The sequence below is a fragment of the Aureitalea marina genome (genome assembly GCF_002943755.1).
GTDB classification, from domain to species: Bacteria; Bacteroidota; Bacteroidia; order Flavobacteriales; family Flavobacteriaceae; genus Aureitalea; species Aureitalea marina.
In genome coordinates, this window is the sequence record NZ_MQUB01000001.1 from 1,408,007 (window position 1) to 1,426,841 (window position 18,835).

Here is an 18,835-nt window from a genome sequence, read left to right on the forward strand (position 1 = left end):
CGACCGGGAAAAAGGACTATTTTTGGTCATGCGCACGTTTTTACTGCTTAGTGTTTGTTGCTTATTTATAAGTAGCTGTCGTCAAACACCAGAAGACCAATCGGCTATCAACTCGGTAACGGAGACCGAATTGAAATTTGCCGAGTCCTTTTCCATCAACTCAAAAGAGGGATATACTGAAGTCACCATTAACCGACCTTGGCCCGGCGCCGAGGATGAGTTTCGCTATGCATTGGTCTCTGATCCATCTATTCTTGGGAACTTAGAAGGTTACGATGCCATTGTTCAAGTCCCTTTAAAAAACCTCGTGGTCACTTCTACGACACATATACCTTCCCTGGAAATGCTGGAGAGTGAGACCCAGTTACTCGGTTTTCCCAACCTGGATTATATCTCATCGGAAAAGACCAGAGCCTTGATCGATCAGGGAAAAATTACCGAATTGGGGATGAATGACGATCTAAATACAGAGGTGCTGATCGAGATTTCACCAGAAGTTTTGATCACTTTTGCTGTCAGTGGAGGCAATAAAGCGGTAGAAACCGTAGAGCGGGCTGGCATACCTGTGTTGTACAATGCGGACTGGACCGAGGTCCATCCTCTGGGTAAGGCCGAATGGATCAAATTCTTTGGATTGCTGCTGGGTAAATCGGAACAGGCCAATGCGCTATTCGATCAAATCGAGAAGGATTATTTGGAAGCTAAACAGTTGGCTTCTAAAGCAGCCGATCAACCAACGGTGTTAAGCGGAGCAATGTATAAGGATGTCTGGTACTTACCGGCGGGAGAAAGTTGGGCCGCCAGCTTTATAGCAGATGCTCACGGCACCTATCTTTGGGGAGACTCTGAAGGTAGCGGATCGCTCTCATTAAACCTGGAGAGCGTGCTCGAAAAAGGCCAGAGCGCCCAATTTTGGATCGGACCAGGTCAGTATATTGCAAGAACTCAATTAGCCGAAGCGCATAACGTATACACTCAATTTCAGGCTTTCGCAGAGGGTAATATCTATACATTTACCCAGAAAAAGGGACCAACAGGGGGAGTGATCTATTACGAATTAGCACCAAACAGGCCGGATCTGGTCCTAAAAGACATGATTCATATCCTCCACCCGGAGCTAATGCCAGAGCACGAGCTGTATTTCTTTAGTCCATTGGATCCATGATTTCTGACGGAACAAACAGGCGTTCGACTGTCCTACTTATCCTGGGTTTGCTCTTGTGCTTCCTGGCGAATATTTCTGCTGGGTCTGTTCATGTTCCTTTGGAAGATGTTTGGCAAGGATTGATTGGAGGAGAGACCAGTCGGCCCGCATACCGTTTCATCATCCTGGAATACCGACTCCCAAAAGCTATCACTGCCGTTTTAACCGGTTCTGGTCTGGCGGTATCCGGTCTCTTGATGCAAACCTTATTCAGAAACCCATTGGCCGGACCTTTTGTACTCGGACTGAGCAGTGGAGCTAGTTTGGGAGTGGCCATACTCATTTTAGGTGCTGGAACCTTTGGAGGTTGGTTGGGAGGTCTGCTGCTATCCAACTGGAGCCTGGTACTCGCTTCTGCATTAGGCAGTTTCCTGGTATTGATGGCGGTGCTTGCCGTTACCCTTCGAGTAAAGGACACCATGGCCATACTGATTATCGGGCTCATGTTTGGAAGCGTGACCGCCTCAGTGGTCGGGGTATTATCCTACTTCAGTCCGGCAGAACAATTGCAGCAGTATGTATTCTGGTCCTTTGGCAGCCTTGGTAATCTCTCCTGGCAGGCACTTGGAGTACTCACGCTGTGCTGGTTATTTGGAATGATTCTGGCCATCGGACGGATCAAATCTCTCAATTCATTGTTATTGGGTACACGTTACGCTCAAAGCATGGGCTTAAGAGTTAGACGAACCACGCTCCTGTTGATTGTAGCGACCAGCTTACTAGCAGGAGGAATAACCGCCTTTGCAGGACCAATCGCCTTTGTAGGGCTTGCGGTTCCCCATCTCACTCGCCAACTGGTTCCATCTGCCGATCACCGCCTGTTATTGCCGGCCGTTGTCTTATTTGGAGCTGCATTGATGTTGATCTGTGATACCATAGCTCAATTGCCCGGGAGCGAATTTACCTTACCTATTAATGCGATCACTTCCCTGGTTGGAGCACCGGTAGTGATCTGGTTATTGGTCCGGAAACGTAAACTGATGTTCTGATGAATGCTAATCAGCAAATACTAATAGAAGCTCGGAATCTTCAGATCGGCTATCGCGGTAGAAAAGGTCAAAAGCAGATCGGCGGTAAGATCGACCTAAGCATTCAAAGAGGAGAGCTTATCGGGCTTATCGGACCGAATGGTATAGGTAAATCTACCCTGATAAGGACGCTGATCGGAGTACAACCTAGTTTGGGAGGTGTCCTAACCCTTAAAGGTCGTCCTATGGAGGAGTTAAGTTTACCTCAGTTGGCCTTAGAGTTGAGTGTCGTCTTAACTGATGCTCCGGCAACACGGAATCTTCGTGTAAAAGAGATGGTCAGTCTGGGGAGACAACCCTATACCAATTGGCTGGGTAAACTGAGTGCTCACGACGTTTCAGTCGTCACGGAGGCTCTTACCAATACCGAGACCCTGGATCTGGCCGATAAACGCTGTGATCAGATCAGCGATGGTCAGTTTCAACGGGTTTCCATAGCCAGAACCTTGGCCCAGGATACCGACCTGATCGTTTTGGACGAACCAACCACTCATCTGGACTTGTACCACAGGGCCTATGTCTTTAAGCTCTTGCGCAAGTTATGCAGGGAACAGAAAAAGGCGATTCTATTCTCTACTCACGAGATCGAAATGGCCCTTTCCAATAGCGATAAGATACTGCTGATGTCTGCGCATGGCTGTCACTTCGGCACTCCTTCCGACCTTATTAACCAAGGTTATCTGGACCAACTTTTTGAAGGAGAAGGGATTGGATTTGATGTGGATTCCCGTCGTTTTACGTTTGACAAATAAGTATCTTTAAGCAAAGTTTCTTTATATGAGTGAGACCTTCCTTTTCTTGCTATTGGCTGCCATTTGTTTACTGATCGGCGCCTTTATCGGCAATCGGTTCGCCCGGCTAAAATTCCAGTCGGAAACCGGTCGGCTGCAGTCCAGGCTGGAACAGCATAAGGATCAGGAAGAGAAGCTGGCGGAACAACTGGCTCGGACAGAAGACGACTTGGAGAAGGTCAAACTGCACCGAGAGGATATCAACGAGATGCTGATTCGCCAACAGGAAGAGAATCGTTATCTACTGGCTAAACAGGAAGAGGCTCAAAAAGAGCTGGAAAAGATGCAGGAAAAGCTCAATAAAGAGTTTGAGCTAATGGCCAATCGCATCCTGGAGAGCAAATCGGAGAAATTCACCAAGCAGAATAAGGAACAACTGGACCAGGTGCTGAAACCCTTACAGCAAAAGATCGAACATTTTGAAAAGCGGGTCGAAGCCAGTGATAAGGAAAGTATTGGACGGCATAGTGAACTACGAGAACAGATCAAGAACCTGACCACCCTGAATCAGCAAATGAGCAAGGATGCAGACAACCTGACCCGTGCCCTTAAAGGGGACAGTAAAATGCAAGGGAATTGGGGCGAACTCATCCTAACTCGCGTACTGGAAAAGTCCGGTCTGGAAAAAGACCGGGAATACAGCCTGCAAGACAGCCATACGGGTGAGGACGGACAGCGGTTGCAGACGGATGTGCTGATCCACTTACCGGATGGTAAAAAGATGATCGTAGATAGTAAAGTATCTCTTGTAGCTTTTGAACGTTTCGTAGCAACGGAAGACGAGGCCGAGAAAAAGCGCTATCTCAAGGAACACATTCAGTCCATTAAACGTCATGTGGACCAACTTAGTGAAAAGAAATACCACTACCTGATGGATGAAAGCCCGGATACGGTCTTCATGTTCATTCCCATAGAACCAGCCTTTGCCTTGGCTTCTGCACAGGAACCGGGCTTGTACGAAGAAGCTTTTGATAAGCAAGTGATCATCGTGACTCCTGCAACCTTATTAGCGGCATTGCGATTGGTGGACAACCTCTGGCAGAACGACCGTCAGAAGCAAAACGCCCTGGAGATCGCTAAACAGGCGGGTGCATTATATGACTCCTTTACAAATCTCACTGATGAGCTGATCAAAGTAGGTAAGCAGATCGGTACGGTTCAGGGTACTTATGAGACTGCCATGAAGAAGTTGACTGGACGCGGTAATTTGATCACCCGGGTAGAGCGATTGAAGAAATTAGGGGCCAAAGCGAGTAAACAGATCGATCAGAAATTGATCCAACGTGCTAACGAAGAAGAAGAAACGGCAGAGTAATTAGCGCCTGACTAGTTTAACGGTCATCCTCCTATTCCCAGATTGTACTTCCAGCATATAGATGCCACTACTTAGATCTGAAGTATCTAACTCCAATTGTTTTAGCTGGCTACTACCTTCCCTAACTTGGGCTCCCAGGATATTGTAAATCCGGTAGGAATCAATAGATAGATTGGATGAGATCATCACTTTATCCGAAAACGGGTTGGGGTATACCTTTATCTGTAGGTTATCGGACTGATCCAGAACAGTTATTAGCTCACTTTTAGATACAGCAGTACTTGACTGAACCCCAGAATAAACGAGGCAGCTCAGTAGAAGGGCAAAACTAAAAATGGGTAATCTTCTGACCATTATTAGGTAATTAACACAATAAAGATAATAAAAATATCGTTTAAATGCATTTTTTATCGATTAACGACATGTAGTATATTACTTAAAAGACGAGTTATCCTACAGAATGTGACACTTCATTCGGTAATATTTGAGTCTATTTGGTAGGATATTACGCACTTAATCGAGTTTATCGCCTACCTCATCGTTTTTATTTGTAGGAATTTTCTTCCTATCATTTATTTGCCTCCAGAACCTCAAATTCTACGTAATGAAGAATCTAGTAATAGCGTTGGGGATACTACTAGTTATCCCCTCTAGTTTTTCTCAAGTGGGAATCAACGCAACAGACCCACAAAGAACAATAGATGTAAATGGTATGCTACGGGTTAGGGACCTAGTCCTGACCACGAATTACGAAAAAAACAACAATAGTGGATCGTTCGAACTATTCTACAATGGTACCCTGCAGTGTTGGGGGGTGATTAATAACACCAAGTAACAACCGCAAAACCAAGGAGATAATCGGGTCGTCGGAAGTTGACCTCATACAATTCTTACCGACGACTACCGATTATCGAGTTCTTAAGATTGGTCCACGACACATATTACTTTAATCATAAAATTTAAATTTTTTGCACAAAAGCAGTTAGGAGATGAAAAAGATTACACTATTAGCCGCTATCGGTCTCTATTCATTTTGTCTTACCGCCCAAGTAGGTATAAATACGACAAACCCTCAAAGAACCCTCGATGTCAATGGGAAAATAATGATACAAGATCTTGGCCGCTCCAGTACCGGTGAGACCGGGGTTAAAATGTTGCTCACAGAATCTGATGGAACCGTTCTGGGAGCTGATCTACCAGATGAATTCAGTCTGACAGACGGTGGTGAATTGAAAGTCAGTCTTGGTTCAGCAACGACAGAGAAAATTGTCCTTAGCGCAGAGACATTTGACACCAAAAACAACTGGGACCTGGACCTGGATGGCGACAATACTGATGTAACAATGATTATCATCCGTAAGGCATCCGGTGGAGGAGAACTCAAGATCCGAGGCATACAGGGAGGTACAGATGGACGCAGGATACAAATAATAAATGATTCTGGCTACAACATCAAGTTTGAAGAAGACAAAGCGGAAGCAGATCCTGGCAATAGAATCTATATCTATACGGATGATGACAAAATGGACGATTATGGGGCTTGTGTCTTGGTGTATTCGACCGCTATTTCCGATTCAGGAGGTCATTGGAACCTGATCCAACTGGATGAGAATAAAGACTAATTGAGATCTTCCTTTATACGCAGGTCTTAGAAAAACATGGTAACAGAATTCAGTGATTTCTTTCACTATGTAACCGTTAATCGTATTTATCCGCTCTTTAACCAAACCATTTAGTTATTTCATAACCAATTGCATAATTTTGAGTCAATAAGCAGTTGGGACATGAAAAATCTTTTGATTATCCCCATTTTAGGTCTCTGCACGTTTAATCTTATTGCCCAGGTAGGGATTAATACCACAAACCCACAGAGAACCCTAGATGTCAATGGGAAAATAATGATACAAGATCTTGGCCGCTCCAGCACGGGAGAGACCGGGGTTAAAATGTTGCTCACAGAATCTGATGGAACCGTTCTGGGAGCTGATCTACCAGATGAATTCAGTCTGACAGACGGTGGTGAATTGAAAGTCAGTCTGGGTTCAGCAACGACGGAGAAAATTGTCCTTAGTGCAGAGACATTTGACACTAAAAACAACTGGGACCTGGACTTGGATGGCCACAATAGTGATGTTACCGTTTTTATCATCCGCAAGGCGTCTGGAGGTGAACTCAAGATCCGGGGCATACAGGGAGGTACTGAAGGTCGACGGATTAGGCTCATAAATGATTCCGACGCCAAAATAAAATTCGAAGAGGATAAAGCCGAGGCGACCGATGGGAATAAGCTCTACATTTATTCTTCGGAAACAGAAATGAACAGATACGGTTCTTGCTTGCTCATATATTCTACCGCGATCTCCACCTCCGGCCATTGGAATATAGTACAAATGGAATCTACAGATTAAATAGATCTGCACCCTGTAGCCATTTTTAGATTTGCAAGTTGTATTCCTTTTATTATTGGGACCAAATCTTCTCCAACAAAACAGGGATGGTAAAAAGTAGTTACTTTTCCTACAAACCGCGGTATGTTTTCGTCTTTTTTTACACTTTAACGGATAAGTTATAACTCAAGAGATAATTCCCTTAAATTGCTATAAATAAAGCAGTTGGGAAATGAAATAATTTATGCTTTTGGCCGTAATCGGCCTCCTCTCGCTGGGTGGTACCGCCCAAGTAGGAATTAACACTACAGATCCTCAAAGAGACCTTGATGTGAATGGTAAATTAATGGTAAGAGACCTTCGCAGGACCAGCTCAGGTTTGACAGGTGTAAAAGCCCTTTTTACCGAAGCCGACGGTACCGTGGTAGGCGCCGAATTACCTTCTGAGATCAATATTACAGATGGGGGCGGGCTTGAGATAAATGTGAACTCAGGCGGAGCCAAGATGTATCCCATTGGGCGCGTAACCGTGTCAACCCCCAATGCTGCTAATGACACTTTTGATGACTTTGATCTCGAATTGGGCTCTACTAATGAAGATGCCGTGGTGTTTATACTGGATGGTGCTACACGCAATTTCTCCATTACGGGTATTGACGGAGGTACAGACGGTAGGCACATTATTATTGTGAATACGACAAGTCATCAAATGAACATAAGTAACCAAGACGGTGATTCGCAGGCGGCTAACCGCATAATCGTTCTGGGTGATGATAGAACCACACAAGAGGGATCGATGGAGTTTGTTTATGATAGTCTCGCCGGTCGCTGGTATCTTATAAGTGTGGAGAATTAGGACCTTACTTCTTTCCTGTTCCATCTTTTACCAAAAATCTTTACAGTGAGAAGTCTTCTCATCTAAGCTGAATTGCAATTCGTCTACACTTAATTACTCTTTAGCGACAATTGAGCACCCCCGTTCTTGTCCATCTTAATTTTGTACTGTATCTAAAAGTAGAGTCATTTCTGCTCGAGAGAGCTGAAAAAGAAAGCAGGAACAGCATGAAAAAAATCAACTTAATAAGCTTGTCGCTAATAATGAGTTCCTTTACTGCACTAGCTCAAGTCGGAATTAATACGACTGACCCTCAAAGGACACTTGATGTCAATGGTAAACTTCGTGTAAGAGATCTGGATCCAACCGGAGCCGGTTTTTCCGGAGGACGCTTTCTATACCAAGAAGCCGACGGAACAGTAGTTGGAGTTGGTGGTGGTAGCGATATCAGTATTGATAGCGGTGGAGACATTAATATCACCAATAGCGGAGGCGGCGGAAGCACCACATTCGTTGTGAGAGCAATCGATCTTGGTGGTGTGAGCGGCGATGTAGACGATTTGGATCTCGACCTAGATGGAGCAAATGCAGATGTGAATATGTTTATCCTACAAAATTCCAGTAATGATATAGATCTAACGGGAATTCAAGGAGGTACAGAAGGTAGGCACATCATTATATTGAACGATACCGATGACGATATTGATATCGAGTTCAATGACAACGGTTCGAGTTTAGGAAATCGAATACTCCGATTTATAGAGCACGATAAACTACGAAAAAATAACAGTTCCGGCAGAACCCGGGATGGACAAGGATCGGTCTCGCTGGTATACACAACTGAGGTAACGGGTTCAGGCCGTTGGATCGCTTACCAAATGGATCGCGGAGACGACTAGTCGCTTAAAAATATATTGCCTAATACAGCAACGAAAAAAAGGGACCGATTCGGTCCCTTTTTTTTCACTTCATTGGAGTCTTATTTACTCAAGTACATTTTTCTTCTGGAATAGAGTTCGTAGAATTCATCATCTCTTAATCCGTCTATAAAGAGTATGCTCTCTCCCGTACTCTTCATTTCCGGCCCTAATTGCTTGTTCACATTCGGGAACTTATTGAAACTGAAGACCGGCTGCTTGATGGCATAGCCTTCCAGCTCAGGGTTGAAGTCAAAGTCTGTGACCTTGTTCTCCCCTAGCATCACCTTGGTAGCGTAATTTACGTATGGCTCTCCATAGGCCTTGGCGATAAAAGGTACCGTCCGAGAGGCTCTCGGGTTGGCCTCAATGATGTACACCTTGTCATCCTTGATGGCAAACTGAATGTTGATCAGGCCAACCGTATTCAGGGCCAGTGCAATCTTCTTAGTGTGATCCTTGATCTGCTGCATCACAAATTCTCCCAGGTTAAATGGAGGCAGTGTTGCGTTGGAATCTCCGGAATGGATACCACAAGGCTCAATGTGCTCCATGATACCGATGATATAGACATTCTCTCCATCGCAGATGGCATCTGCCTCGGCTTCAATGGCACCATCTAGGTAATGGTCTAGCAGGAGTTTATTGTTTGGGATCTTTCTGAGCAGATCCACCACGTGGGCTTCCAGTTCCTTCTTGTTGATCACGATCTTCATCCCCTGCCCTCCTAATACGTAGGATGGACGGATCAGTAATGGGAAATCCAGTTGATCGGCCAGGGCTAGAGCCTCGTCCGTGGTTTCGGCAGTTCCGAACTCCGGGTAAGGAATATTGTTGTCCTTTAGAAGGGTTGAGAAGCTACCTCTATCCTCTGCCAGATCAAGTGACTGGAACGACGTTCCCATGATCTTGATTCCGTAACGATCTAGTTTCTCGGCCAGTTTCAAAGCAGTTTGCCCTCCCAACTGAACGATGACACCTTCTGGTTTTTCGTGGCGGATAATATCGTAAATGTGCTCCCAGAAAACAGGCTCGAAATAAAGTTTGTCGGCCACATCAAAATCTGTGGATACTGTTTCTGGATTACAGTTGATCATAATGGTCTCATAACCCACTTCCGAAGCGGCTAACACCCCGTGTACACAACAGTAATCAAACTCGATCCCCTGCCCGATCCGGTTTGGGCCAGATCCAAGAACAATGATCTTTTTCCGATCTGTCACCTCACTGTCGTTTTCCGAATAGCGTTCCCCGTCTGCTGTTTCCACCTCGCTTTCGAAGGTCGAATAGTAGTACGGTGTCTCGGCACGGAACTCGGCCGCACAGGTATCTACCAATTTGTAGACCCGTTGAATCTTCATTTCTTCCCGCAACTTGTATACCTGACTCTCCAGGCACTCCAGCATGTGGGCTATCTGTCGATCTCCATACCCTTTCTGCTTGGCTTCCAAAAGCAACTCGCGAGGTAAGGTTTCAATATTGTACTGTGAGATCTCCTTCTCCAACATGAATAATTCCTCATACTGTCTGAGGAACCACATATCGATTTTAGTGATCTCGTGGATACGACTCAGTGGAATTCCGATCTGAATGGCGTCGTAGATTACAAAAACCCTATCCCAGCTCGCGTATTGCAATTTCTCCAGGATCTGCTCGTAGTCGGTGTATCCCTTACCATCGGCTCCCAGGCCATTTCGTTTGATTTCCAGGGACTGAGTGGCCTTGTGAAGTGCTTCCTGGAAGGAACGCCCAATTCCCATCACCTCTCCCACAGATTTCATCTGTAGTCCCAGTGTACGCTCAGAACCTTCAAACTTGTCGAAGTTCCAGCGTGGTATCTTAACGATCACATAGTCCAAGGTGGGCTCGAAAAGGGCCGAGGTGGATTTGGTGATCTGATTCTCTAATTCGTCCAAGGTATAACCGATGGCCAGTTTAGAGGCTATCTTGGCAATTGGATATCCGGTTGCCTTGGACGCCAGGGCCGATGATCGGCTCACCCGCGGGTTGATCTCGATGGCAATGATATCTTCTTTCTCGTCCGGACTTACGGCGAACTGTACATTACATCCTCCGGCAAAGTCTCCTATACTTCGCATCATGTGGATGGCCATATCCCGCATCCGCTGGTAGGCCGTATCACTGAGGGTCATGGCTGGGGCAACGGTAATGGAGTCTCCGGTGTGGATCCCCATGGGGTCCATGTTCTCGATGGTACAGATAATGACCACATTGTCATTCTTGTCCCGAAGTAACTCCAACTCGTATTCTTTCCATCCCAAAAGCGCCTTGTCTATCAATACCTCGTGGATCGGAGATGCTTCCAGACCTCGGGTAAGCAGTGTCTGGAATTGGTCCTCGGTATGTACGAAAGATGCTCCTGTTCCTCCCAGGGTAAAGGATGGACGGATAACCAGTGGGAATCCGAATTCCTGGGCGATCTCTTTCCCGGTCAGGTACGAGTTGGCGATCTTGGCCGGTGCTACCGGAATGCCGATCTCCAGCATCAGGGCCTTAAACTGGTCCCTGTCTTCAGTGATGTTGATGGCATCGATATCCACTCCAATGATCTCCACATCAAAATCCTCCCAAATACCCTTTTCGTCGGCCTCTATGCAGAGATTCAATGCGGTTTGCCCTCCCATGGTTGGCAATACGGCATCGATCTGAGGGTGTTCCTTCAGTATCTTGACAATGGACTTGGTGTTCAATGGCAACAGGTAGACGTGATCGGCCATGGAAGGATCGGTCATGATGGTCGCCGGATTGGAATTGATCAGGATGGTCTCAATACCATCCTCCCGAAGTGAGCGAAGCGACTGCGATCCCGAATAGTCAAATTCACAGGCCTGACCAATGATGATAGGACCTGAGCCAATAATTAGAATGGATTTTAGATCGTTGTTTTTCGGCATGAGGATTTTTCTTTTTTAGCGCATTAAAAATAGGGCCATCAAGGCATAAAAAAAAGGTGTTGCTCTTAAAAACAACACCTTTTTATGTATCAGTTATCAACATTATTTCTTGTGGCGGAGCTCAGAAGATACGGACAATTTCTTTCGACCTTTCGCGCGACGCGAAGCCAACACTTTTCTTCCGTTTACAGAAGCCATACGCTCCCGGAAACCGTGTTTATTTCTTCTCTTTCTCTTAGAGGGTTGGAATGTCCTTTTCATTTTACTCTAACTAAATCTTCTGAATAATCGTTCGTTAACTCGACGGACCTTTTCTAAAAGTCGGGTGCAAATATACGACCATTTTTTACTTAGACAAGCAGCTTGAGCAAATTATTTCGGGTAGATTTTCATAACTTTGCTCCCCGCTTAACGCAGCATTATGTTCAACAAAAATATAAAACTTGTCCTTGCCATTCTGTCTATCGCCCTGGCAGTTTGGCAATTTGTGGAATCCGAGATTGGAAATGGGATCATGTTTATCCTACTAGCCGGAATGTTTGTTCTTCTTTACTTCAAGAATGAAATGATACTGCTGGCTTTCCTAAGACTCAGAAAACAAGATTTCGAAGGAGCCAAAAAATGGTTGGACAAAATTCCAAACCCTGAACAATGCCTGGTTAGAAAGCAACAAGGTTACTACTTCTACCTAAACGGGCTTATGGTCTCTCAGACCAATATGAACGAGGCAGAAAAACTCTTCAAAAAAGCCGTTAACCTGGGACTCTCGATGAGTGCGGATATGGCTATGGCTAAATTGAACCTGGCAGGGATAGCAATGAGCAAGAACCGCAAGCGGGAGGCTCAGACCTTACTCAGCGAGGCTAAAAAGCTAGACAAGCACAATATGTTGACGGAACAGATCAAAATGATGCAACAACAAATGAAGCGAGCCAATATGCCGCGACAGCAATTTGGTCAACCTCATCACCGTAGCAAGCGCATGCGCTAGGCTTATTTCCCAAAGAACAACTTAACCGCTGCGATCAGTAGCACAAAAGCGAAGATCTTCTTCAATAGGGTTTGGTCCAGCTTGATGGCTAATTTAGACCCCAACCATCCACCAACGACGAAACAAAGTGCAATGATCAGGGCGTACTTCCAATTGATCAAATGCCCTGCCTGGTGGTAGTTGTAAGCAGCAATAAAAGTGACCGGGACGGCCAAAACTGCCAAACTCATTCCCTGGGCCTGATGCTGGTTAAAACCTAGTAATAGTATCATCAGTGGGATCATGACTACACCACCACCAACACCCATAAACCCACTGAACATCCCAGCAAGTAACCCGATCAGGATGAGTGAGATCAGTATCGTTAAATTCATAGTCAATTATTTACCCGTGCTATAATACCCTTTTTCCGGTATCTCGATATAATATTCCTTTCCCGATGCATTCTTCAGGTAGGTTTCACGCAGCCAGGGATTGTGAATCTTCAGGATCTTATAATTGATATCAAACCTACGGGCAAAGGCGGCAAAATCAGTGACTGGGGTATCTACTTTGACCTTGTAGGTCGGCACAGCCCTGTAAAGGTCCTTGTCCCTGTAATTGAAACCATACTTGACCGGGTTGGACAGGATCTCTTTTAGTGCCAGAATTCGGAATACATAGCGACTGGTCTCATCGTTGAGCAGCAGGTCGTAATAATCTGAGGCATCTTGTCGCTCCATTTGTCTGGAAACACCAGCATTACCTGCATTGTAAGCTGCTGCGGCCAGTGTCCAGGTTCCAAAACGCTCCTTAGACTTTTTCAAATACTCAGCTGCAACCTTGGTAGAAAGCTCCAGGTTATAGCGTTCGTCTACATAAGAATTGATCTCCAGACCGTATTCCCTTCCCGTAGTTTTCATAAAATGCCAGAATCCCGCTGCACCTGCAGGAGAAACATTATTCTGTAAGGCACTTTCTGCAACAGCAAGATATTTGAAATCGTCAGGGATGCCGTATTTCTCCAATAGCGGCTCGATAATTGGAAAGTATTTATTGGCTCGTTTAACCAGTAACAGACCATTGGATTGCCAGTAGGTATTCACCAGTAGTTCCCGGTCCATACGCTCGCGGATGTCAGGATTGTCTAGCGGGACTGCCTCTCCGGCAAAATCCATCTTCTCCGGCAGTGGTAAGGCGTAGACGTTGTAGTCGTTTACGATCTTCTTTTCCAAAGTCTCATCAGTCGGGGGCTCTTGCACGGCATTTACAAACAACCAGACCGCCCCCAGTACAGCTGCCATCATGCCCAATTTCGATAAGGGGTTCATACGAATAGAATTTGAGATATAAAGATAGCGAATATCGTGCCGACAAACGGGAGCTTAAGACCACTAGTTTTCAACGATATCGCGTATCATGTTAGAGACCACCCTACCCTTGTTGATGATCATAACGTGAGTGCCATTCTCAACTGTTCGTACACCATCAATATTCTCAATTGGAAAGATCAGGTCGTGGTCACCGTGAATATGCACTACGGAAGGATCAGCCACGGTTCGCTTCCAACAGACCATATTGCGGATGGCCCAGTCTAGATAATACCGATTTCGGACCGACAAATACTCCTGATAAATGGCCAACCTTTTTTTGGTCCTGGGTCCTATGGCGAACTTTTTCAGATCCTTTGCACTGAGGACCGCCCGAGTGGGAATTAAGTAATAAGCACGTGTCATTCTAGCATAGTGTAAACGCCTGGGCATTTCTTGCCTGGTCTTAACACTGGAAATGATGATTAGTTTTCTGAGTTGGAGATAGCGGCTCATTTCCTGAGCCACCACACCGCCGAATGATACTCCTACAAGGACAGCATTCTCATGCTGGACTCGATTGGCCATGCGCTCCGCATACTCACTAAGTTTTTCTCGCTTGCCCGGGATCAGCCAGTCCAGAACGAACCACTGATAGGTATCCTCAGGTAATCGGATATTGCGGAAGATCTCCTCTCCGGCCGCAAGTCCAGGAACAAAATAAACCGGGATCTTATCCGGCTGGTCGTAAGCCTTTAACACTCTGTTATGTAGCTAAGCGGTTAAAAAAACGTACCTTTGCGGCATAAATATAGGACTATCTGGTCGTATAGAAAGTATCCTGATGAAGAAGATTTTTTATCCGGAAAATACAAGAGGAGCAGCTAATTTTGGATGGCTCCAAGCCAAGTATTCATTTAGCTTCGCGAATTTTTTCGATCCCAACCGCATTCAATTTGGGCAACTGCGTGTGCTCAATGACGACATTGTGGCTCCCGCCATGGGTTTTGGTAAACATCCCCATCAAAATATGGAGATCGTTACCATTCCCCGCTCTGGTGCACTTAGGCACAGGGATTCAATGGGTAATGAAGGAGTTATCGAATCTGGAGACATTCAGATCATGAGTGCCGGAAGTGGTGTGGAACATAGCGAAGTTAACGCCAGTACCAAGGAACCCGTAAAACTCTTCCAGATTTGGGTGATGCCAGAAGATCAAAATGTGGCTCCTCGCTACGATCAGCGCAAAATTGCTTCCCTGGTCAAACCCAACCAGATTTCAACTGTAGTCCACCCTAGATCCGAGGCGGGAGGAAATGACCTTTGGATCCACCAACAAGCCTACTTTAACCTGGGTAACTTTACAGAAGACACCCAGACTACTTACGCGGTAAAGCAGCCCGGACACGGGGTTTATTTACTGGTCATTGAAGGCCAGGTAACCTTGGGCGATGACATCCTGGAGAAACGTGATGCCATGGGCATCTGGGAAACCGGGGAGATTGAACTGAATGTATCCGCTGGCACCGAGATCCTGATGATCGAAGTACCCATGAATTAAATAATATTCCCATGATTGAAGATGTAGTGATTACGGACAATGAATTTTTGCGTCAATTCGAATTAGAAGTTGGAGATAATATGGCGAGGATCGAATATGCTTTGCAAGACCGGAAGATATTCCTGACCAAGTACGACATGCCTGAGGACATGGAGGAGCAGGGTTTTAGGGAAATCTTCATCCGCGCCGTTTTCGAACGAGTGAAGGACAGAGGGATAAGCCTGGTTCCTACCAGCCCTGAGATTGCTGGTTTTATGCGACGTAATCGTCGTACCTACAAAGCTTTGCTTCCCGTAGGGATCAATATCTAAGTATTAGAAAGGCCAAAATACCGGGACCAGTATCAAACTGGCAAAGAGGAAGAGGATCAGCAATGGACCTCCGGCCCGTAAATAATCCACAAACTTATATCCACCAGCACCGATGACCATGGCATTGGTCGTGGTTCCTATTGGGGTCAGAAAGGCCGTAGATGCGCTGATGGCAACTACAATCAGGAATGGCTCCGGAGAAGCGCCTATGGCCATAGCAGCCAATAAAGAGATCGGGGCCATCAGGACGGCTGTGGCTGAATTGTTGATGGTTTGACTAAACAAACTGGTCAACAAAAAGATACTGGCCAGGAGGTAGATCGGGCCCAATTCCCCTGCTGTAACAACCAGAGACTCTGCCGCCGTCTGAGCTGCACCTGTCTTTTGCAAAGCAATTCCCATGGGGATCATAGCCGCGATCATGACCACACTGGTCCAGCTAATCCCCTTGTACGCTACCGAAACCGGGACACAGCCACTGAGAATCATCAGTCCTGCACAAATCAAGGTAGTAATGGCACCCGGAAAAACGTTTAACACTAACATCACAATCATCAGCATCAGGATTCCCAAGGCCAGGTATGAGTTGAAGTTCAGTTGGATAACATTCTTTGCTAAACCTTCTGGGCTACCACAGACTACCAGATGCTTGTATTGCTTTTTAAGCTCGAATATACTCTCCCAACTCCCTCTAACCGGGAGAGCGTCACCCGCTCTCACCCGAATTTACTTATCTGTTAGCGGCTTGTTATTCCTTGAGGCGGCCAGCAACTGAATCTGAAAGCGTTCGAAAAAGCTGCCAAGACTCGTCATCCTTCCTGCAATGACCGATTTTGGGGTAACCATGAACTCTGTAATTCCGATCTCTCTGCTAAGTAAATTGGACTTGAGCTCCTGGTCCACGGCGCCAACTGGTAGCAGACCCAGGCGATATTTTAGCATGAGCTTATTGACCGTCTCTGGATTTCCCTTAACCATTAAGATATCGTGATACCGCAGTGTGGTATCACATATCGGCAACTCCTCGAAAGCCGGTACTCCCCTAAGTGGTTTGGGGTGTCTCCTCTTTATCCGGATCACAGCCAGATCGTGATCCTCCTTTAAATTCCACTCACCCAATTTTGTGTTGATCCAAGGCGAACCACTGCGCACGCGAAGGCGGAAATAATTATCCTCAATCTTATAAGCGTCCATCCACTTAACCATCTCGTCATCCAGGCTAACCGGACGATTCTTGGTCTGATAAGTGGGCAATAATCTAAAACCGATATAGCGAAAGTAGAGGATGGTGATCAACAGCAACGGAATACCGATCATGGCAAACTCGAAGAAACTGAAGCCCGCTCCCTGATAATCGATCAAGGCATCGTTAACAATTATATTGGGAGGCGTCCCCGTAAGCGTTAAAAGGCCACCAGTGTTAGACCCAAAGGCCATGGGAATTAGCATCTTGGAAGGTACTGTTCCAGCGTTCCAGGCCGCACCAATGGTAACAGGTAATAGCGTTGCAACCGTTCCAGTATTACTAACAAAACCGGAGAGTATCCCTGATCCTGCTGTGATAATAATCAATAATCTTGGAACTCGATTTCGCGCCCATTGGACGAATTTCTGTCCAGCCAATGCCGTCCAGCCCGTCCTGGAAAGCCCCTCACCGATAATGAAAAGCGCTGCGATCATCACAACGGTGGTATTGCTGAAACCGCTTAGGGCCTCACCTATATCGATGATCCCAAAGAGATAAAGGGAGATCATGGAGAGAAGGGCAACGATATCCGGTGGAAACTTACCGCTGATGAACAGTATAACGGTAATTCCCAGGATGATCAATAAAGTGGTCATGCAATCAGCTTAGAACAGTTTCCGGAACAAGGTTAAAACGAACAGCACCGTCTGCATCTATCTCCGTCAACTCTACCGGCAGTATGTTCCCTACCAAGGCTGGATCCCAAGGTGCCTTGACACGCACATAATTCTCGGTAAAACCCTGTATGTATCCTTTTTTGTTCTCTCCTTCGAAAATAACTTTGCGTGCAGTTCCCAACTGACTTTCGTAAAACGCACGTCTCTTCTTGACCGATAAGCCCCGTAGCATTTTAGAGCGTTTGTGACGTACATCCTTGGGAACAACGCCTTCCATATCTGCAGCTACAGTATTATCCCGCTCAGAATAGGTAAAAACATGCAGATAAGAGATATCTAATTCGTTGAGGAAATGATAGGTCTCCAGGAAGTGCTCGTCCGTTTCTCCCGGGAAACCGACGATCACATCTACCCCTATACATGCATCTGGCATCACCTTTTTGATCCTGGTCACTCTATCCAAATATAATTCTCGCTGATAGCGTCGGCGCATCAACCCGAGGATTTCATTGCTCCCGCTCTGCAGCGGAATGTGAAAGTGAGGAACAAAGGTTTTGGAGCCCGCTACAAAATCGATTAATTCGTTCTTGAGTAAATTCGGTTCTATGGAAGAGATCCGAAGCCGTTCGATGCCCGGAACCTCATCCAATGCCTTGCAGAGCTCCATAAAGGTATGTTCGTGCTTCTTATTGCCGAACTCTCCCTTACCATAATCCCCAATATTTACACCTGTCAGAACGATCTCCTTGATGCCCCGTGCAGAGATATCGGCAGCATTTTTCAGCACATTTTCAAGGGTATCACTTCTGGAAATCCCGCGAGCCAACGGAATGGTGCAGTAGGTACATTTATAATCGCAACCGTCCTGGACCTTTAAAAAAGCGCGGGTTCTATCCCCGATGGAATAACTACCCACATAGAAATCGGCCTCGCTGATCTCACAGGAATGTACCTCTCCGATGTCCTTCTTCGAAAGATCATTCAGATAATCGGTCAATTTGAATTTCTCTGTCGCTCCAAGGACCAGATCAACACCATCTACGGCGGCTAATTCCTCAGGCTTGAGTTGGGCATAACAGCCAACCGCAGCAATAAAAGCCTCAGGATTCACTTTCTGTGCCTGACGCACAGTGGTCTTAAAACGCTTGTCTGCATTGTCTGTCACACTGCAGGTATTGATCACGTAGATATCGGCCCACTGGTCAAAGGAAACACGTTGGAATCCTTCTTGCTCAAAGCCACGCGCAATGGTAGAAGTCTCACTGAAATTCAGCTTGCAACCCAGGGTGTGAAATGCAACTTTTTTTTGCCCGTTCATGCCTTGAAAATGAGGGGCAAAGGTAGGGAATTTTTGGGTGAAGAGCGTGACCCTCTGGCGGTTGAGCAGTGAGCAGTGCGTGGTGAGTGGTGAGTGGTGAGCGGTGAGTC

Annotated in this window: 21 protein-coding genes; 12 read left to right on the top strand and 9 right to left on the bottom strand. The window is 46.0% G+C overall.

Annotated elements, in window-relative coordinates; all coding sequences use genetic code 11:
- Window positions 1-28: 28 nt before the first annotated feature.
- The 4 genes from BST85_RS06465 to BST85_RS06480 are packed head-to-tail and all read left to right on the top strand — an operon-like array spanning window position 29 to window position 4,338.
- Window positions 29-1,165, top strand: a complete 1,137-nt coding sequence (locus BST85_RS06465; RefSeq protein ID WP_104813928.1) for an ABC transporter substrate-binding protein — start codon at window positions 29-31, stop codon at window positions 1,163-1,165.
- Window positions 1,162-2,193: an iron ABC transporter permease gene (locus tag BST85_RS06470; protein ID WP_104812505.1), complete on the top strand. Its 1,032-nt coding sequence runs from the start codon at window positions 1,162-1,164 to the stop codon at window positions 2,191-2,193. The genes BST85_RS06465 and BST85_RS06470 overlap by 4 nt, the downstream gene beginning before the upstream one ends.
- Entirely contained in the window at window positions 2,193-2,984 is a 792-nt protein-coding gene (locus BST85_RS06475; RefSeq protein WP_104812506.1) for an ABC transporter ATP-binding protein, read from the top strand. The genes BST85_RS06470 and BST85_RS06475 overlap by 1 nt, the downstream gene beginning before the upstream one ends.
- A 25-nt stretch (window positions 2,985-3,009) precedes the next feature.
- Window positions 3,010-4,338 carry a DNA recombination protein RmuC gene (locus tag BST85_RS06480; protein WP_104812507.1) on the top strand — a complete coding sequence of 443 codons (1,329 nt, stop codon included), beginning with the start codon at window positions 3,010-3,012 and terminating at the stop codon, window positions 4,336-4,338.
- On the opposite strand, the gene BST85_RS06485 is transcribed toward BST85_RS06480, so the two are convergent.
- Complete coding sequence (locus tag BST85_RS06485; protein WP_104812508.1) at window positions 4,339-4,692, bottom strand: T9SS type A sorting domain-containing protein; 354 nt, start codon at window positions 4,690-4,692, stop codon at window positions 4,339-4,341. It lies immediately after the preceding gene.
- 250 nt (window positions 4,693-4,942) lie between these two features.
- On the opposite strand from BST85_RS06485, the gene BST85_RS06490 reads away from it, so the two are divergent.
- From BST85_RS06490 to BST85_RS06510, 5 genes are all read left to right on the top strand, one after another.
- The gene (locus tag BST85_RS06490; RefSeq protein WP_104812509.1) at window positions 4,943-5,173 is read left to right on the top strand and encodes a hypothetical protein; all 231 of its coding nucleotides are present in this window, start codon (window positions 4,943-4,945) and stop codon (window positions 5,171-5,173) included.
- 154 nt (window positions 5,174-5,327) lie between these two features.
- Window positions 5,328-5,960: a hypothetical protein gene (locus tag BST85_RS06495; protein ID WP_104812510.1), complete on the top strand. Its 633-nt coding sequence runs from the start codon at window positions 5,328-5,330 to the stop codon at window positions 5,958-5,960.
- Window positions 5,961-6,236: 276 nt separating this feature from the next.
- Window positions 6,237-6,746, top strand: coding sequence for a hypothetical protein (locus BST85_RS06500; RefSeq protein ID WP_146090669.1), 510 nt, complete (start codon window positions 6,237-6,239; stop codon window positions 6,744-6,746).
- Between the two features lie 223 nt (window positions 6,747-6,969).
- A complete protein-coding gene (locus BST85_RS06505; RefSeq protein WP_104812512.1) occupies window positions 6,970-7,581 on the top strand; it encodes a hypothetical protein in 612 nt (203 codons plus the stop codon).
- Between the two features lie 242 nt (window positions 7,582-7,823).
- Complete coding sequence (locus tag BST85_RS06510) at window positions 7,824-8,459, top strand: hypothetical protein (RefSeq protein WP_104812513.1); 636 nt, start codon at window positions 7,824-7,826, stop codon at window positions 8,457-8,459.
- Window positions 8,460-8,539: 80 nt separating this feature from the next.
- Here the strand turns inward: BST85_RS06510 and carB are convergent, their stop codons facing one another.
- Window positions 8,540-11,392 (bottom strand): carbamoyl-phosphate synthase large subunit, encoded by a 2,853-nt coding sequence (gene carB, locus BST85_RS06515; RefSeq protein ID WP_104812514.1) that lies wholly within the window; start codon window positions 11,390-11,392, stop codon window positions 8,540-8,542.
- Window positions 11,393-11,494: 102 nt separating this feature from the next.
- Entirely contained in the window at window positions 11,495-11,653 is a 159-nt protein-coding gene (gene rpmH / locus BST85_RS06520) for a 50S ribosomal protein L34 (protein ID WP_104812515.1), read from the bottom strand.
- A gap of 160 nt (window positions 11,654-11,813) precedes the next feature.
- Here rpmH and BST85_RS06525 point away from each other — a divergent pair, with 160 nt between their 5' ends.
- Window positions 11,814-12,383, top strand: coding sequence for a tetratricopeptide repeat protein (locus BST85_RS06525; protein ID WP_104812516.1), 570 nt, complete (start codon window positions 11,814-11,816; stop codon window positions 12,381-12,383).
- Between the two features lie 2 nt (window positions 12,384-12,385).
- Here BST85_RS06525 and BST85_RS06530 read toward each other — a convergent pair whose 3' ends face one another.
- From BST85_RS06530 to BST85_RS06540, 3 genes are all read right to left on the bottom strand, one after another.
- Complete coding sequence (locus BST85_RS06530; RefSeq protein WP_104812517.1) at window positions 12,386-12,757, bottom strand: sulfite exporter TauE/SafE family protein; 372 nt, start codon at window positions 12,755-12,757, stop codon at window positions 12,386-12,388.
- Between the two features lie 6 nt (window positions 12,758-12,763).
- A complete protein-coding gene (locus BST85_RS06535) occupies window positions 12,764-13,693 on the bottom strand; it encodes a lytic transglycosylase domain-containing protein (RefSeq protein WP_104812518.1) in 930 nt (309 codons plus the stop codon).
- A 63-nt stretch (window positions 13,694-13,756) separates the two neighbouring features.
- Entirely contained in the window at window positions 13,757-14,434 is a 678-nt protein-coding gene (locus tag BST85_RS06540) for an alpha/beta fold hydrolase (protein ID WP_104812519.1), read from the bottom strand.
- An 82-nt stretch (window positions 14,435-14,516) separates the two neighbouring features.
- On the opposite strand from BST85_RS06540, the gene BST85_RS06545 reads away from it, so the two are divergent.
- A complete protein-coding gene (locus BST85_RS06545) occupies window positions 14,517-15,233 on the top strand; it encodes a pirin family protein (RefSeq protein WP_104812520.1) in 717 nt (238 codons plus the stop codon).
- 11 nt (window positions 15,234-15,244) lie between these two features.
- Window positions 15,245-15,544: a GNAT family N-acetyltransferase gene (locus BST85_RS06550; RefSeq protein WP_181039972.1), complete on the top strand. Its 300-nt coding sequence runs from the start codon at window positions 15,245-15,247 to the stop codon at window positions 15,542-15,544.
- A gap of 3 nt (window positions 15,545-15,547) precedes the next feature.
- On the opposite strand, the gene BST85_RS14480 is transcribed toward BST85_RS06550, so the two are convergent.
- From BST85_RS14480 to mtaB, 3 genes are read right to left on the bottom strand one after another with little or no spacing between them, the layout of a single operon-like run.
- Window positions 15,548-16,264 carry an SLC13 family permease gene (locus BST85_RS14480; protein WP_245917649.1) on the bottom strand — a complete coding sequence of 239 codons (717 nt, stop codon included), beginning with the start codon at window positions 16,262-16,264 and terminating at the stop codon, window positions 15,548-15,550.
- Between the two features lie 6 nt (window positions 16,265-16,270).
- Window positions 16,271-17,386, bottom strand: a complete 1,116-nt coding sequence (locus BST85_RS14485; RefSeq protein WP_245917650.1) for an SLC13 family permease — start codon at window positions 17,384-17,386, stop codon at window positions 16,271-16,273.
- Window positions 17,387-17,390: 4 nt separating this feature from the next.
- Window positions 17,391-18,725: a tRNA (N(6)-L-threonylcarbamoyladenosine(37)-C(2))-methylthiotransferase MtaB gene (mtaB, locus tag BST85_RS06560; protein WP_104812521.1), complete on the bottom strand. Its 1,335-nt coding sequence runs from the start codon at window positions 18,723-18,725 to the stop codon at window positions 17,391-17,393.
- Window positions 18,726-18,835: the final 110 nt, after the last annotated feature.